Source organism: Stenotrophomonas sp. MYb57, from assembly GCF_002966815.1.
GTDB lineage: Bacteria > Pseudomonadota > Gammaproteobacteria > Xanthomonadales > Xanthomonadaceae > Stenotrophomonas > Stenotrophomonas indicatrix.
The window spans coordinates 4,196,297-4,210,355 of the sequence record NZ_CP023271.1; the positions used below are offsets into that span (position 1 = coordinate 4,196,297).

The window sequence follows — 14,059 nt, forward strand, 5'->3', positions numbered from 1 at the left end:
GGGCAGTTGTCGCTGTTGTACCGGCCGCAGACGACCGGGGGATGACACCGGCGGGATGCGCTTGACCTCAACCCCGGTTGCGGTATCACAGTGGAGCCCCCCGCCCGTGATGCCTGCCATGCCCATCGACGTCCCCCGCTACCTGCAGCGCCTGCAGCTGGATGCCCCGCCCCCGCTCACCCTGGCCGGGCTGACCCTGCTGCAGCAGCGCCACAACGCCCTGCTGCCGTTCGAGACCCTGACCAGCCTGCTGCGCGACGCGGTGGCAATCGACCTGGACAGCGTCCAGCACAAGCTGCTGCACGCGCAGCGCGGCGGTTACTGCTTCGAACTCAATGGCGCGTTCCTGGCGCTGCTGCAGGCCTTGGGCTTCGATGCGCAGCCACTGAGTGCGCGGGTGCTGCTGTCGGCCACCGAGGGCGAGCTGACTGCGCGTACGCATCTGCTCCTGCGGGTGCGTCTGCAGGAAGAGGATTGGCTGGTCGATACCGGCTTCGGCAGCCTGACCCCGACCGTACCGCTGCGCCTGCACGAAACCGCAGTGCAGGACACACCGCACGAGCGTTACCGCGTGCGGACGCTGGATGATGGCGACTTCATGCTCGCCGCCGAGGCGGGGGATGACTGGCGGGCGCTGTACCGCTTCGACCTGCAGCCACCGGCGCCGATCGACAACGAGGTAGGCAACTGGTACGTGTGCACGCATCCGCAGTCGAGCTTTCCCGGCCAGCTGCGTGCATCACTGACCGGGCCGGATTGGCGACGCACCATCGGCAGCGGCAACTACACCGAATACCGCCCGGGCCAGGCGCCGGCCAAGCGCCCGCTGCGTGATGTGCAGGACGTGCGCGAGGTGCTGCAGCAGGGCTTCGGCATGCGCCTCCCCGACGATCCGCGGTTGGATCCGGCCATCGCCGACTGGCTGCAGCGATCACGGGCCACGTCCGTGTAGCGCCGCGCCATGTTCGGCTGCCGTCCTTGCCGCTATGGGTTGACGGGTGCCTGCAAGGCAATCCGGTTGCCCTCGCTGTCGCGGATCTCGGCCACCCGCCATCCACCGGCGACGGCCGGGCCAAAGCACAGCACCGCGCCGGCCTGCAGGGCACGCTGCAGGCTCCGGTCCACATCGTCCACGCCCAGGTAGATGCGCGGGCCGTGCTCCGACGGCACGTAGTCGGTGCCGTGCACCAGCGCCATGCTGGCACCTGCGGCGTCGTCGTTGAACGACAGGTAGGCCATCCGGCAGTCATGCAGGTCGATCGGCGATTCAATGCTCACTTGCAGCCAGTGCTCGTAGAACGCCACGGCGCGTTCGAGATCGGCGACCGGAACTTCAACATGCAGGATGGGATTCATGGTGATCGTGCTCGGCGTGCAGGTGGATGAAAGGCAGCATCGCAGCCCTGTGCACTGCACGATACGGCCCCGACTGGCATGCTGGACAGCCTGCCACCGTACTGGAAGCGCCCATGTCCCTGGCCGATCACCGTCATGCCCTGGCCCCGATGGGCCACCTGCGCGTTGCCATCAACCTGGGCAACCCGGTACTGGCCCAGGGCGACGCCAATTCACCACGTGGGCCGTCGGTGGAACTGGCCACTGCGCTGGCACAGCGGCTGGGTGTGCAGGCACGCTTCAGTTGCCACGACGCGGCCGCATCGGTGGTTGCAGCGGCGAGCGACGATGCATGGGATCTGGCCTTCCTGGCGGTGGACCCGGCACGTGCCGACCGCATTGCCTTCAGCGCGCCGTATGTGGAGATCGAAGGCACCTATCTGGTGCGCGATGACAGTCCAGCGCAACGGGTTGCAGACCTTGATCGCAACGGGCTGCGCATCGCGGTGGGACGCGGCGCCGCCTACGATCTGTTCCTCAGCCGTGAGCTGCGGCACGCGGCGATTGAACGTGCCGACACCTCGGCCGCGGCCATCACCCTGTTCGACCAGCAGCGGCTGGATGCAGCGGCCGGCGTACGCCAGCCCCTGCTGGCCTGGGCGCAGGCACATCCCGGCCATCGCGTGCTGGCCGATCGCTTCACCGTCATCCAGCAAGCGGTTGCCGCGCCCATCGCACGACCCGCAGCGGCGTTGCAGGCGCTGTTTGCGGAAGTGCAGGCGATCAAGGCCGGGCCGCTGCTGGGCGAGGCCTTCGCGCGTGCCGGGCAGGCAGTCACGCTGTTGCGGTGACGCGCACTCCATGGCGTCGCGCCTGCCCGCGTGGCGCTACCCCGCGTCTGCGGCCTGCATGTGCCGCACATGCTCGGCCGCCTGGGCGTGCAACCATTCGCGGAAGGCCAGGAAACCACGGTGCCGCACCGAGCGCTGGGGATACACCAGCCAATGCGGCCATGCGGTTTTCAGGCGCCGGTCCGACAATGCAACCAACTGGCCGGAATCCAGCAGCAGCCGCGCCCGCGTCACCCGTCCCAGCGCAACACCGACGCCATCCAGTGCGGCGCGATGGTGGGCTTCGGAATCATCCAGCACCGCCACGTACCGCGCCGGCGGGCGCTGCCCGGTCAGCGCGAACCATGCACCCCACGCGCCGTCGGGGTCTCCCAGCAGCGGCCACTGTGCCAACGGCAGGTGGCCGATGCCGCCCATGCGCTCGATCAGTGCCGGGCTGGCCATGGGCAGCAGCCATTCGTCGAACAACGGTTCCACCACCAGCCCCGGCCATTGTCCGCTGCCCAGCCGCAGTGCTGCGTCGAACTGCAGTTGCCGGTCGAAGTCGATCAGTCGCTCGCTCGACTGCAGATTGATTTCGATCTGCGGATGCGCCGCCACGAAGTTGCCCAGGCGTGGCACCAGCCAGGCGCTGGCCATCGACGGCACGGCGCTGAGGGTGAGCACATGCTCCGGTCGCGCGGCGTAGGGCTGGAAGGCTTCGTTGATCGCATCCAGATGAGGGCCGATCTGATCCAGCAGGCGCTGCCCTTCCAGGGTCAAGGCCACACCGCGTGCCTGCCGTATCAGCAGCGGCTGGCCCAGGCGTTCCTCGAGCTGGCGCATCTGATGGCTGAGCGCACTGACCGTCAGGTTCATCGACGCGGCGGCGCGGGACAGGTTGCCCAGGCGTGCGGCAGCGACGAAGCCCTGCAGGGCATGCAGCGGTGGGCGGGACATAAGGCTTGAATTCCTCTCAAGTCGACCTTGCGGAAATGTCGCTTTTTGCACCGCCATGCTGCCCGTATCGTGCATTCCACTCAAGTGGAGGCACGATCATGAACATCTTCAGCGGTCTGTTGTTCCTGCAGGGTCATGTGACCAACGTTGCCCTGGCCCAGCGCCTGGCCAGCCCCGTTGCCGCAGCGCCCGATGCACGCCGGGCACCCCGTCCGGGCAACACCCCGGCCGCCCCGGGCAGTGTCACCACCCGCGCTGCAGGTGCTCGGGCAACCACGGCTGCGGATCGATAGCGAGCGCGCGATACGCATTGATGGCGTCGCGCAGTGCGGCCACGCCGACGGGCGAACGCAGGCTTTCCTCTTCCGGCACCTGCACTGCGGCCCAGTCATGCAGCCGGTCCAGGCGCTGGACCATTGCAGCCCGCAGCCACAGCCGCAGCGGATAGGTGTGATAGCCCTGCTGCGCCAGCGCTTGCACAGCCTCGGCCAATGCAGCGTTGGCCCCGCGCACCCACTCGGTGTGCCCACCGGCCTTGTCCTGCACCGTCATCGGTGCCGGCGCACGATGCAGCTTGAAGGGCCGGCGCAACTGCAGTTCCAGGTCACGCGCATCCCGCTCTGATTCCGCCTCGACCAGCGCGCCTGCTTCCAGATCGAAGAACTCGAACCAGCGCCGATGCAGCGCACTGATCCGGCCCAGCGGATCGCGCGAGAAGCCGATCTTCGCGTAGTCCTCCCAGGCACAGGGAAAGACATAGGCGAACACGCGGCCATCGATGCGGATGTCGGAATCCATTTCCACAGGATCGCGTGGCGGGTATTCGCAGGATGTGCAGGCAATGCCCACGGCATGCGTACTTCCGGCTACGCTTGCGCGACCATGTCTTCATTGCACGCCCCTCGCTCGCCCGTGTCATCGATCACGATCGGTGCCGTCTCGCTCGACATCCTGCAGCAGCAGCACGCGGATCTGCGACGACCACCGGCCTCGCTGACCAAGCTGATGACCGCCTACACCGCCTACGACCTGCTCGCGCGGTCGGGCGGTTCGTGGTCGGACATGATCACCATCGACCCGCGCGACGTGCACGAGGTGGCCGACGATGAAACGCGGATGGGCCTGGTGCCCGGCGAAAGCATCGCCCTCGGTAGACTGCTGGAGGGCCTGATGGTGGTTTCCGGCAACGACGCAGCGCTCGCCCTGGCACGTCATCTGACTGGATCACAGGCGGCGTTCGCGCGGCACATGAACGATCACGCGCGAGCGCTGGGCCTGCACGATACGCACTTCATTTCCGTGTCCGGCATCACTACCCCGGGGCATCTGTCGACCGCACGCGACATGGCGATATTGGCCGCGCAGGTGCTTGGCCGCTACCCCGATCTGCTGGCGATCACCGCACAGCGCAGCTTCGTGCACCGCACCCTGCACAAGGCCAACCAGAACGCGCTGCTGGGCGAAGACGGCGTGGATGGTTTGAAGACCGGTTACACACAGGCTGCAGGCTTCTGCCTGGCAGCCACCGCCCGTCGCAGGTGCGCTGGGCACGCGCTGCCACTGCGCCTGATCACCGTGGTGCTGGGCGCTGATTCCCGTGCGTCGCGCGATGAGCAGGTGCGTGCGCAGCTTGATGCAGGCTTCGCCAGCGCCGGAATGGCCGACGCCCAACGCGCGTGACCGGCAGGCTGGGCAGACACCACGGGCAATGCGCTCTATAGTCCAGCGCCCGAAGGAGTACCCCCACCGATGGATCGACGACTGCTGTGCTGGATGCTTGCGCTGTCCTGCATGTTCGCCGCTGCAATCACCCATGCCGGCGAACTCAGCCCTGCCGAGACCGACGCGCTGCAGCAGGATGTGCGTTCTCTGCTCTCCACCTTCGCGCGTGGCGATACCGATGCCATGATCGAGCGCACGCATCCGAGCGTGAAGCGTTTTGCCGGCGGCGACGCGGCGTATGCGAAAGCCGCGCGCGATGCGATGAAGGCACTCGGCGACATGGGCCTGAAGGTCATCAGCGATGATGTCGGCGAACCGACCCGCACCTACGCTGCCGGCGACGAAGAAGTCTGCTTCGTGCCGCGGACCACGGTATTCACCACCGACGCACAGACTGTGAAAAGCCTCACCTTCATGGTCGCCATCCGGCAGGTCGGTGGTACGCAGTGGCGCTACATCGATGGTGCCGCCATGCAGGCAATGCCGGAGCTGCTGCGACAGCTGTTGCCGGACCTGCCGCGTGACGTGCCACTGCCATCAGTCAGCGTCGAGCAACTCTAGGCCGCTTCGCCCACACGATTCAGCTGCCACGCTTGACGATGGCGACGATCACGCGCTCCAGCTCGGCCTCGGCGGCCGTGTGTTCGACCGCACCGGCCGCAACCGCTTCAGACAGGGTTTCGGCGGCACCGAGAATGGCCCACAGCCCGGTAGCCGGCACGGCCTCACCCGCTGCGAACGGGCCGAGCCACTGCGCGCACTTGTCGATGAAATCCTGCTGATAGCAACGGCGTACCGCACGCAGTTCCGGTGATCCGGCCAGCGCGGCGAGAATGTCCTGGATCTCGCTGCCCTGCGACAGCACACAATCGATGTAGCCCGAGGCGATGGCATGCGCGCGATCCTTCAGCCGGGCCTTCGCACTGCCGATGCGCTCATCGAAGACCACGGTCTGCTTGTGGTCATAATCGGCATACAGCGCGGCCAGCAGACCGTTGCGTGTTTCGAAGTGGTCGTAGGCCAGCGGCTTGGTGACACCGGCCGCCTCGGCCAGGCGGGCCAGGGTCAGCGCATCGGTGCCCTCTTCGCCAACCAGCGCCCACGCCGCGTCCAGCAGCTGCCGGGCGCGCTGTTCACGGGTCAGGCGGCGACGGGGCTCGGGCGCGGCAGGTCTGGAAGGCAAGGGAGATCGTCAGGGCGCGGGGGTTCCGATCTTACGTCCGATGTCCACTGCCGTCTGCAGATGCGCTTCGGCCATGCCGCTGTCGGCGTCCAGCAGCAGCGTGGAGGACAGCACCGGCGCCCCGCAGTAGTCGAAGATGCCCTGGTCGATCTGGGTCTTCATCGCCGCGCCATAGCCACGCCGGTCGATCATCTGCTGGCCCGCGCCGCCCAGCCCGACCAGATGCACCTGCAGCCGCTGCAGCTTTTTTTCCACCTTGCCGTCGGCACCTTCGTCATAGGCCCAGCCCTGGGTGAAGACGCGGTCGATCCATCCCTTCAGCAGCGCCGGGAACGACCACCAGTAGAGCGGGTAGACCAGCACCAGCGCATCGGCCGCATCCAGCCGGGCGTGCTCGGCGGCGACATCGGCCGGCAGCGTCGTGGTCCTGCGGAAGAACGCGTGGTCCTGGGCGTTGAAACGTGGATCGAAGCCTTCGGCCATCAGATCCACCGAGGTGACCGTATTGCCGGCATCGGCGTTGGCGATGGCCTCACCGATCCGCGCGGCGACCGCGTGGGTGAGCGAGGCCGGGTCAGGATGTGCCACGACAATATGGGTATGCATGATGGGGCTCTGCTGTTCACTAATTACCAATGGTAACTACGATTGCAGCCAGCACCAGCACCATCGGTGGAATGCTGTTGCGCGCTGCTGTCGCTGTTGTGCACATCACAGCCACACCGGGCTGCCACGGCCTTGATGCCGGTAAGCGGATGCTTGCCGGACCAACGCAGCATTCGCACGACAACACACCATGCAGAGCAACAACGAACGACCCGCACCGCTACCCCGCCTGCTCCTTGTGGAAGACCAGCTCGATCTGGCTGATCTGATGGAACAGGCCCTGACCGACGAAGGCAACGAAATCGCCCACGCCAACAGCGTCTTCGAGGCATTGGGCATGCTCGACAGTGGCCACTTCGATGGCGCCGTGCTGGACGTGGAACTTCGTGATGGCGTGGTATTCCCTGTGGCCGATCGGCTGCTCGAACTGGGCATCCCCTACCTTTTCGCTTCAGCGGTATACGACCAGCTGGTGCCGGTCAGGCATCGGCGCGCGCCCTTCCTGGCCAAACCGTTCCATGTGCAGGGCCTGCAGCGCGCGGTGCGCGAAGCGCTCGGCAGGACGGCCGCCCCGCCGACGCCGCCGCACTAGCCTGCACGCACCTACGGCTTGAACAACCCGTTGAGCTCGGCACCGGACGGGGTGGCCGGCAGCGCATCGAATGATCCACTGGCAAGCAACTGCCGGGAGGCGTCGAGAAAGCCGGACCACGCGCTGCGGGCCAGCGCACCGCCGACACTGACCCGGCGCACGCCCAGACTGGCGGCCTGCTGCAGCGTCATCACGCCGGGCGCACCGATCAGCAGGTTGACCGGCTTGCCACCGGCGGCCTCCACCACGGCGCGGATCTGCTCTGCGGTCCGGATGCCGGGCGCATACAGACAGTCGGCACCCGCCTGCGCATAGGCGCGGATGCGAGCCAATGTATCGTCCAGATCGGGTCGCCCGACGAAGAAGTTTTCCGCGCGCCCCACCAGCATCACGTCGTGCCCGCTTTCATCGATGGCACGGCGCGCGGCCTGCAGCCGGGCCACGCTGTCCTCGATGCTGCGCAGCGGATGGTCCGCATCGCCGGTGGAATCCTCGATCGACAGGCCGGCCACACCGGTAGCGATCGCCATCGACACGCTCTCGTGCACCGCCTCCGGGCTGCGGCCAAAACCATCTTCGAAGTCGGCGTTCACCGGTAGATCGGTCGCCGCCACCATCGCCTGCAGATGAGCGAGGATCTCGCTGCGACCCATCGCCCCGTCAGGCTGCCCGTGGGCCCAGGCATGGCCGGAACTGGTGGTAGCCAGTGCCTGGGCACCCAGCCGCGCCAGCGCCACCGCACTGCCCACGTCCCATGGATTGGGCAGCAGGAAGCAACCGGAGGCATGAAGCGCCCTGAAGGCAGCGCGGCGGTTTCGGATGGCGTCGGCACTCATCACAGACTCCTGGTGGATACGTCTTCCCCGGCTGCTGCCCGCGCAGTGGTCACCTGGCAGCGGGCTTCACGGCGGCGCGGCCCGGCTGCGTTGTCGTCTGCAACTGCAGCCCCTGCAACAGTGCCTTGTCCAGCTTCGCCGCCACGCCCACACTGCGCCCGGCCAGATTGGCCACCTGGTACTGCACCGCCACGCCCAGCACCTGGGTCGCCTCGGACAGTGTCAACCCATAGGCCTGGCGCAGCCACTGCAGCATGCCCGAGGTGGCGGTGCGCAGCGCATCATCGCTGGAGCCGTCCTGGCCCAGGGTCATGATCTGCGTTGCCGATTCCACCCGCGGCGTTGCGATCGCATGCTGCTTCAGCAGCTCGACCTTCACCACCACATCCAGCGATGTCTCCAGCGCCCACTGCGTGGTTTCGCCATCGCCCTGGAGCGCATGGCCATCACCCAGGTACATCAGGGCACCAGGCTGCTGCACGGGCAGGTAGACCGTATTGCCTTCGACCACGGCGTTGAAGTCCATGTTGCCGCCGAAGTCACTGGTATCGCCGGTTGAAAACGGCGGGTAGCCGAAGCCCGGCGCCAGCGCCAGGCCGCCGAGCATCGGCTTCACCGGCACTTCGAAATGCCGCAGGCCACCACCTGCGCCCTGCGGACGGGCGACGCCCCTGCTGCGGTCCAGCTGCCAGCGCACCGGCTTGCCCAGCCCAGTGGCTTCGGCCGCCACCCGCGGCGTCTTCAAGCGTCCCACCAGGCCATCCAGGCTGTCGGCGTAGTCACGGTTGAGCTTCAACGAGGTGAGCGTGATCGCCAGCGTGTCGCCGGGTTCGGCGCCGACCACGAAAAACGGCCCGACCTGTGGATTGCCGAACAGCGCGCGGGTGACGCCCTTCTCGTCCACGCCGCCGGAGTCCAGCGTACGGGTCTGCACCGAGTCCCCCGGCCAGATCACCAGCACCGGCGCACGGTCGGCGCTGAACGTATTGGAGTAGTCCGTCGGCGTGAACACATGGTGCTGAGGTGCGGTCGAAACCCGCGCCGGTACTTTCCAGGCGCTGAAGGCGTGGACGGCACGCGCCTCGCGGTTGTTGGTGTCCGGCTGATCGCTCTGTCCCTGCATCCGCGCCCCGTCAATGCGCCCGTCGAACTGGTAGCGCTGACCCTGGCCGTCGGTTGCGGTGAATACCATCTGCCCGGCACCCAGGGTGCCGGTGACCGGGTCGGCGTCCAGACGGCCGGCGATACGCCCGTCCTGCACGTCCACCTGCAGGGTCTGGTAGTTCCTGTTGCCCCACAGGTCGGTGGCAACGATCCATTGTTCGGCAGCCAGCGCATTCAAGGGCAGCAGCGCCAGCAGCACTGCAGGCAATCGCATGGGGGTGGGCACGGCGCGAGCATCCAGGAGCGCCGACATGGCGGGTTGACCCAGTGTAGGAACACCCTGGCAACCTCCGCAGTGTCGAACGTAATGCGGTCCGGCTGCGGTCTCCGGGGCTGAGGGATGGTCGGCACGCGCAGTTTCCACTGTCTATAGTGAGCAGACATGCGGCGCACGGCCTTTTCAAACAATCGCTTTAAACACCACTAATTTCGCCGAACTGGACAGCATCCTCAGCTTCCGCCAGACTGCCGCCCTTTCCCGTCAATCGGATCCCATGGCGAAGCTGCTGGTCCTGCATGGCCCCAACCTCAACCTGCTCGGCAGCCGCGAGCCGGAGGTCTACGGCCACACCACGCTGGCCGACATCGACCAGGCGCTGGCCGCCCAGGCCGCTGCCGCAGGTCATGCGCTGGAGAGCCTGCAGTCCAACGCCGAGCACGTCCTGGTGGATCGTGTACAGGCCGCACGCACCGACGGAACCGCCTTCATCCTGATCAACCCGGCCGCCTTCACCCATACCTCGGTTGCCCTGCGCGATGCGCTGGCGGCGGTGGCGGTGCCGTTCATCGAGATCCACCTGTCCAACCCGCATACCCGCGAGCCCTTCCGCCAGCACAGCTATTTCAGCGACAAGGCGGTGGGCGTGGTGTGTGGCTTCGGTGCCGACAGCTACCGCTATGCGATGGACGCGGCATTGGCGCGCGTGCAGGCTGCCGCCGCATCATGAGCCTGTCGCGCGTCCTCGCCAGCGTTGTGCTGTGGGCCGGCCTGTGCGGCGCTGCCAGCGCGTTCGACCGCAAGGACGAGGGCATCGACTGCGCGCATCCGACCACCACGATGGAGAGCGACCTGTGCGCCTCGGACGTGGCAGCGGCCGCCGACGTCGAACTCAACACCGTCTACGCCCAGGCACGCAGGCAGCTGCGCACGCCGGCCAACGGCGGCACCTGCAGCTACTGCGGCAACGCCGAACAGGAACTGGTGCTGGCCCAGCGCGCATGGATGCAGCTGCGCGACCACGACTGCCAAGCGGTGTACGCCCTCAACTCCGACGGCACCGCGCGCAATGGCGCACAGATGCGCTGCCTGATCACCCTCGCGCGCGACCGTACCCGGCAGCTGCGCGACTTCTACGAACTGCTTTGACCCGAGCGCAACGCGCTTCCCACCACACTGACATCAAAGAGCAAAGAGGCCACCATGGATCTCCGCAAAATCAAGAAGCTGATCGACCTGCTGGAAGAGTCGAACCTGGCTGAAATCGAAATCAAGGAAGGCGAAGAGTCGGTGCGCCTGTCGCGCGCTCCGGTGTCCGGCTACGGCATGATGCAGGCCCCGCCGCAGATGATGATGGCCGCTCCGGCCGCCGCCCAGCCGGCCACCCCGGCCATGCCGATGCAATCGCCGACCGAAGCCTCCACCGGCGGCACCGCCAAGCCGGGCAACGCGCTGCCGGAAGGCCACGTGCTGCGCTCGCCGATGGTCGGCACCTTCTATGCCTCGTCCGCACCGGACAAGCCGGCGTTCGTCAGCATCGGCCAGCAGGTCAAGGCCGGCGAGACCCTGGCCATCATCGAAGCGATGAAGATGTTCAACCCGATCGAAGCCGATGCGTCGGGCACCATCGTCGCCATCCTCGGCGAGAACGGCCAGCCGGTGGAATTCGACCAGCCGCTGTTCGTGATCGGCTAAGGGGCGGCTGCCATGCTCGACAAAGTCGTCATCGCCAACCGAGGGGAAATCGCGCTGCGCATCCTGCGCGCGTGCAACACCCTGGGCATCCGCACGGTGGCCGTGCACTCCACGGTCGACCGCAATCTCAAGCACGTGGCCATGGCCGATGAATCGGTCTGCATCGGTCCGGCGCCGTCGGCGGAAAGCTACCTCAACATCCCGGCGTTGATCGCCGCGGCCGAGGTCACTGACGCCCAGGCCATCCACCCCGGTTATGGCTTCCTGTCCGAGAACGCCAACTTCGCCGAGCGCGTGGAAGAGTCCGGCTTCATCTTCATCGGCCCGAAGGCAGACACCATCCGCCTGATGGGCGACAAGGTCGAAGCGATCCGTGCCATGAAGTCGGCCGGTGTGCCGTGCGTGCCCGGTTCGGGCGGCCCGCTGGGCGACGACATCGTCGCCAACACCAAGATCGCCCGTGAGATCGGCTACCCGGTCATCATCAAGGCGGCCGGCGGCGGCGGTGGCCGCGGCATGCGCGTGGTGCACGCCGAAGCTTCCCTGAAAACCTCCATCGAAACCACCAAGAGCGAGGCCAAGGCCGCGTTCGGTAATGGCGAGGTCTACATGGAGAAGTTCCTGGAGAACCCGCGCCACGTGGAGATCCAGGTGCTGGCCGACGGCCAGGGCAACGCCATCCATCTCGGCGAGCGCGACTGCTCGATGCAGCGTCGTCACCAGAAGGTGGTCGAGGAAGCGCCGGCACCGGGCATCACCGCCGAGCAGCGCGAGCAGATCGGCAAGGTGTGCGTGGAAGCCTGCATCCGCATCGGCTACCGCGGCGCCGGCACCTTCGAGTTCCTTTACGAAGACGGCCGCTTCTACTTCATCGAAATGAACACCCGCATCCAGGTGGAACATCCGGTCACCGAGATGGTCACCGGTATCGACCTGGTCGCCGAGCAGCTGAAGATCGCTGCCGGCCAGAAGCTGTCGATCAAGCAGAGCGATGTGGTGCTGACCGGTCACGCGATCGAGTGCCGCATCAACGCCGAAGACGCCGAAACCTTCGTGCCGAGCCCGGGCACCATCACCGGCTTCCACGCACCGGGTGGCCCCGGCGTGCGCGTCGATACCCACATCTACAGTGGCTACCGCGTGCCGTCGAACTACGACTCGATGATCGGCAAGCTGATCGTGCACGGTCCGGACCGCGAGACCGCCATTGCCCGCATGCGGGTGGCGCTGAGCGAGATGGTGGTCGATGGCATCAAGACCAACATCGCCCTGCAGCAGCGGATCATGCGTGACAAGGGCTTTCAGGCCGGTGGCCAGAACATCCATTACCTGGAAAAGCGCCTTGCCGAGCGCAAGAGCAAGCCAATCGCGTTGACCTGATCGGCAACTGCAGTCGCTGCACATGAAAAGGGCGGGGTTTTCCCCGCCCTTTTTGCGTTTTTACGGTAGCGCCGGGCCATGCCCGGCGGCCTTCCATCGCCACCGCCCACCCGCCGGGCATGGCCCGGCGCTACCGGCGTGGCGTCAGCGCGCGTCGGCCGCGGTCGCCGGAATCTGCGAGTTCGCCAGAGGACGCACGCCGTTCGGCGAGGTCGGATCGACGATCACCATGGTCTCGCTGGACCCATCGGGCCACACCACCTGGAAGGTGCTGCCGGCCGGCAACGACGAGAACGGCACGCCGCTCTGCGCACGGTAAACGGCGGCAACCTGGCTGGCGCCGGCACGGCGTACGTCCTCCTGTGCCTTCACCGAGGTCAGCTCCACCTTCGACAGATGCCGGTAGCGGTCCTCGTAGGTGTCGATCATCAGCAGGCCTACCGCACCGGCCGAATAGGCCACGAACAACACCACCCAGAACCAGAACTTGGCCCCATGCAGGAATCGACGGTAGTTCATCGCCCGTCCCTCGTTCCAATCAATCGCTTGATCCATTCCTTCATTTTCCCCGCACCTTGCCGCGAAACCGCGGCGTCATACACAAATTCACGGAAGTCCTGCGTTCCATCCGGCGAACAGATCCCTCCATTCGCGCAAAAACTGTTGACCAGCACGCTGTCGGCTCCACAGGGAAGACCGAGTTCGCAGGCCGCAACCCGCCATGCCAGTTCACTCAGCTGTTCACCGGCCACCATGCCGGTCAATGCCTTGTCGCCCGCCGCACGCAATCCCATGCCCGGCGCGATCGCCATGTACGCCTCCGGATCGCGCGAGGTACGTACGCGTTCAACCAGGTCGCGGCGGTACTGCTCGCTGTCCTGCAGTGGCTCACCTTCGGCAAACAACGCCGCTTCGGCCGCCAGGTTGCCCTGCTGGGCCGCACGACGACGCTCGCCGATCACCAGTGCCGGGCCCAGCTTGTCGCCGGGCACGAAGCCACCGCAACGCTGCGCCACCCGTTCGCGCGCCTCCACCATCTCCGGCGCCGCACTCAGGCCGAGGCCGGACAGCACGCTGTTGTCCAGCCGGTAGCCGCCCGGGTCAACGGCGTACTGCGCGCAGTAGTCGTAGACCCGGCTGAGCATCCAGCGCGCCTCGTGGTTGCCCTGGTCGGCCTGCACGCGCAGGCGCTGCGCGTAGGCGTACAGATCGGTGGCACTTTCGATGTCGGCGCGGATATCCAGCGGCAGGCCCGACGGCAGCGCGGTGCCACGTTCGAAAGCCGCGAGGCGGCGTGCCAGCGCTTCGGGCATCACCGGTGCCAGCGCGCCCTGTGCATCGCTGGCCTGGGCGGCCAGCGGCACGTCGACATGCGCGTCCATGGCCCGGCTGTGGCCGTTGGCCCGATAACCGGCCACACCCAGCACGGCCACGGCCGGCAGGACGAGCAACCAGGTTTTCAGGGTCGGGGCGAAAGCCATCGGCAACGTTCGTGGTACGGCGCACAGGAAAGCGCCGAGTTTAGCAAGGCCCGTGAGG

General features: G+C 66.8%; 18 protein-coding genes. 9 read left to right on the plus strand and 9 right to left on the minus strand.

Annotation, left to right across the window (positions count from 1 at the left end; genetic code table 11):
- Window positions 1-118 precede the first annotated feature (118 nt).
- Entirely contained in the window at window positions 119-952 is an 834-nt protein-coding gene (locus CLM74_RS19150; RefSeq protein ID WP_088101518.1) for an arylamine N-acetyltransferase, read from the plus strand.
- Between the two features lie 32 nt (window positions 953-984).
- Here the strand turns inward: CLM74_RS19150 and CLM74_RS19155 are convergent, their stop codons facing one another.
- Entirely contained in the window at window positions 985-1,356 is a 372-nt protein-coding gene (locus CLM74_RS19155; protein ID WP_105164743.1) for a VOC family protein, read from the minus strand.
- A gap of 113 nt (window positions 1,357-1,469) precedes the next feature.
- On the opposite strand from CLM74_RS19155, the gene CLM74_RS19160 reads away from it, so the two are divergent.
- Window positions 1,470-2,186 (plus strand): transporter substrate-binding domain-containing protein, encoded by a 717-nt coding sequence (locus CLM74_RS19160; RefSeq protein WP_105164744.1) that lies wholly within the window; start codon window positions 1,470-1,472, stop codon window positions 2,184-2,186.
- Window positions 2,187-2,222: 36 nt separating this feature from the next.
- Here the strand turns inward: CLM74_RS19160 and CLM74_RS19165 are convergent, their stop codons facing one another.
- Both CLM74_RS19165 and CLM74_RS19175 read right to left on the minus strand, forming a co-directional pair.
- Entirely contained in the window at window positions 2,223-3,125 is a 903-nt protein-coding gene (locus tag CLM74_RS19165; protein ID WP_032976453.1) for a LysR substrate-binding domain-containing protein, read from the minus strand.
- 243 nt (window positions 3,126-3,368) lie between these two features.
- On the minus strand, window positions 3,369-3,923 hold the full coding sequence (locus tag CLM74_RS19175; RefSeq protein ID WP_105164746.1) for a GIY-YIG nuclease family protein: 555 nt from the start codon (window positions 3,921-3,923) through the stop codon (window positions 3,369-3,371).
- Between the two features lie 84 nt (window positions 3,924-4,007).
- Here CLM74_RS19175 and CLM74_RS19180 point away from each other — a divergent pair, with 84 nt between their 5' ends.
- Together CLM74_RS19180 and CLM74_RS19185 are read left to right on the plus strand one after the other, a co-directional pair.
- Window positions 4,008-4,805, plus strand: coding sequence for a D-alanyl-D-alanine carboxypeptidase family protein (locus CLM74_RS19180; RefSeq protein WP_105164747.1), 798 nt, complete (start codon window positions 4,008-4,010; stop codon window positions 4,803-4,805).
- Window positions 4,806-4,874: 69 nt separating this feature from the next.
- Window positions 4,875-5,408 carry a hypothetical protein gene (locus CLM74_RS19185; RefSeq protein WP_099785582.1) on the plus strand — a complete coding sequence of 178 codons (534 nt, stop codon included), beginning with the start codon at window positions 4,875-4,877 and terminating at the stop codon, window positions 5,406-5,408.
- A 19-nt stretch (window positions 5,409-5,427) separates the two neighbouring features.
- Here CLM74_RS19185 and CLM74_RS19190 read toward each other — a convergent pair whose 3' ends face one another.
- Together CLM74_RS19190 and CLM74_RS19195 are read right to left on the minus strand one after the other, a co-directional pair.
- Complete coding sequence (locus CLM74_RS19190; RefSeq protein WP_234003392.1) at window positions 5,428-6,030, minus strand: TetR/AcrR family transcriptional regulator; 603 nt, start codon at window positions 6,028-6,030, stop codon at window positions 5,428-5,430.
- 9 nt (window positions 6,031-6,039) lie between these two features.
- Window positions 6,040-6,636, minus strand: coding sequence for an NAD(P)H-dependent oxidoreductase (locus tag CLM74_RS19195; protein ID WP_025878634.1), 597 nt, complete (start codon window positions 6,634-6,636; stop codon window positions 6,040-6,042).
- 190 nt (window positions 6,637-6,826) lie between these two features.
- Between CLM74_RS19195 and CLM74_RS19200 the strand changes: the two genes are divergently transcribed.
- Window positions 6,827-7,228 carry a response regulator gene (locus CLM74_RS19200; RefSeq protein ID WP_025878633.1) on the plus strand — a complete coding sequence of 134 codons (402 nt, stop codon included), beginning with the start codon at window positions 6,827-6,829 and terminating at the stop codon, window positions 7,226-7,228.
- Between the two features lie 11 nt (window positions 7,229-7,239).
- Here the strand turns inward: CLM74_RS19200 and CLM74_RS19205 are convergent, their stop codons facing one another.
- Both CLM74_RS19205 and CLM74_RS19210 read right to left on the minus strand, forming a co-directional pair.
- Window positions 7,240-8,067: an isocitrate lyase/phosphoenolpyruvate mutase family protein gene (locus tag CLM74_RS19205; RefSeq protein ID WP_199776057.1), complete on the minus strand. Its 828-nt coding sequence runs from the start codon at window positions 8,065-8,067 to the stop codon at window positions 7,240-7,242.
- A 46-nt stretch (window positions 8,068-8,113) separates the two neighbouring features.
- The gene (locus CLM74_RS19210; RefSeq protein WP_199776058.1) at window positions 8,114-9,454 is read right to left on the minus strand and encodes an acetamidase/formamidase family protein; all 1,341 of its coding nucleotides are present in this window, start codon (window positions 9,452-9,454) and stop codon (window positions 8,114-8,116) included.
- A 268-nt stretch (window positions 9,455-9,722) separates the two neighbouring features.
- Between CLM74_RS19210 and aroQ the strand changes: the two genes are divergently transcribed.
- Genes aroQ through accC form a run of 4 tightly spaced genes read left to right on the plus strand, consistent with a single transcriptional unit; the run spans window position 9,723 to window position 12,520 of the window.
- A complete protein-coding gene (gene aroQ, locus CLM74_RS19215; RefSeq protein WP_025878630.1) occupies window positions 9,723-10,175 on the plus strand; it encodes a type II 3-dehydroquinate dehydratase in 453 nt (150 codons plus the stop codon).
- Entirely contained in the window at window positions 10,172-10,594 is a 423-nt protein-coding gene (locus tag CLM74_RS19220; RefSeq protein ID WP_032976445.1) for a lysozyme inhibitor LprI family protein, read from the plus strand. Before aroQ ends, CLM74_RS19220 begins: the two co-directional genes overlap by 4 nt.
- Before the next feature lie 54 nt (window positions 10,595-10,648).
- A complete protein-coding gene (accB, locus tag CLM74_RS19225; protein WP_025878628.1) occupies window positions 10,649-11,140 on the plus strand; it encodes an acetyl-CoA carboxylase biotin carboxyl carrier protein in 492 nt (163 codons plus the stop codon).
- A gap of 12 nt (window positions 11,141-11,152) precedes the next feature.
- Complete coding sequence (gene accC, locus CLM74_RS19230) at window positions 11,153-12,520, plus strand: acetyl-CoA carboxylase biotin carboxylase subunit (RefSeq protein WP_032976444.1); 1,368 nt, start codon at window positions 11,153-11,155, stop codon at window positions 12,518-12,520.
- A gap of 144 nt (window positions 12,521-12,664) precedes the next feature.
- On the opposite strand, the gene CLM74_RS19235 is transcribed toward accC, so the two are convergent.
- Together CLM74_RS19235 and CLM74_RS19240 are read right to left on the minus strand one after the other, a co-directional pair.
- Complete coding sequence (locus CLM74_RS19235; protein ID WP_105164750.1) at window positions 12,665-13,039, minus strand: hypothetical protein; 375 nt, start codon at window positions 13,037-13,039, stop codon at window positions 12,665-12,667.
- Entirely contained in the window at window positions 13,036-14,001 is a 966-nt protein-coding gene (locus CLM74_RS19240) for a hypothetical protein (RefSeq protein WP_105164751.1), read from the minus strand. Before CLM74_RS19240 ends, CLM74_RS19235 begins: the two co-directional genes overlap by 4 nt.
- Window positions 14,002-14,059 lie beyond the last annotated feature (58 nt).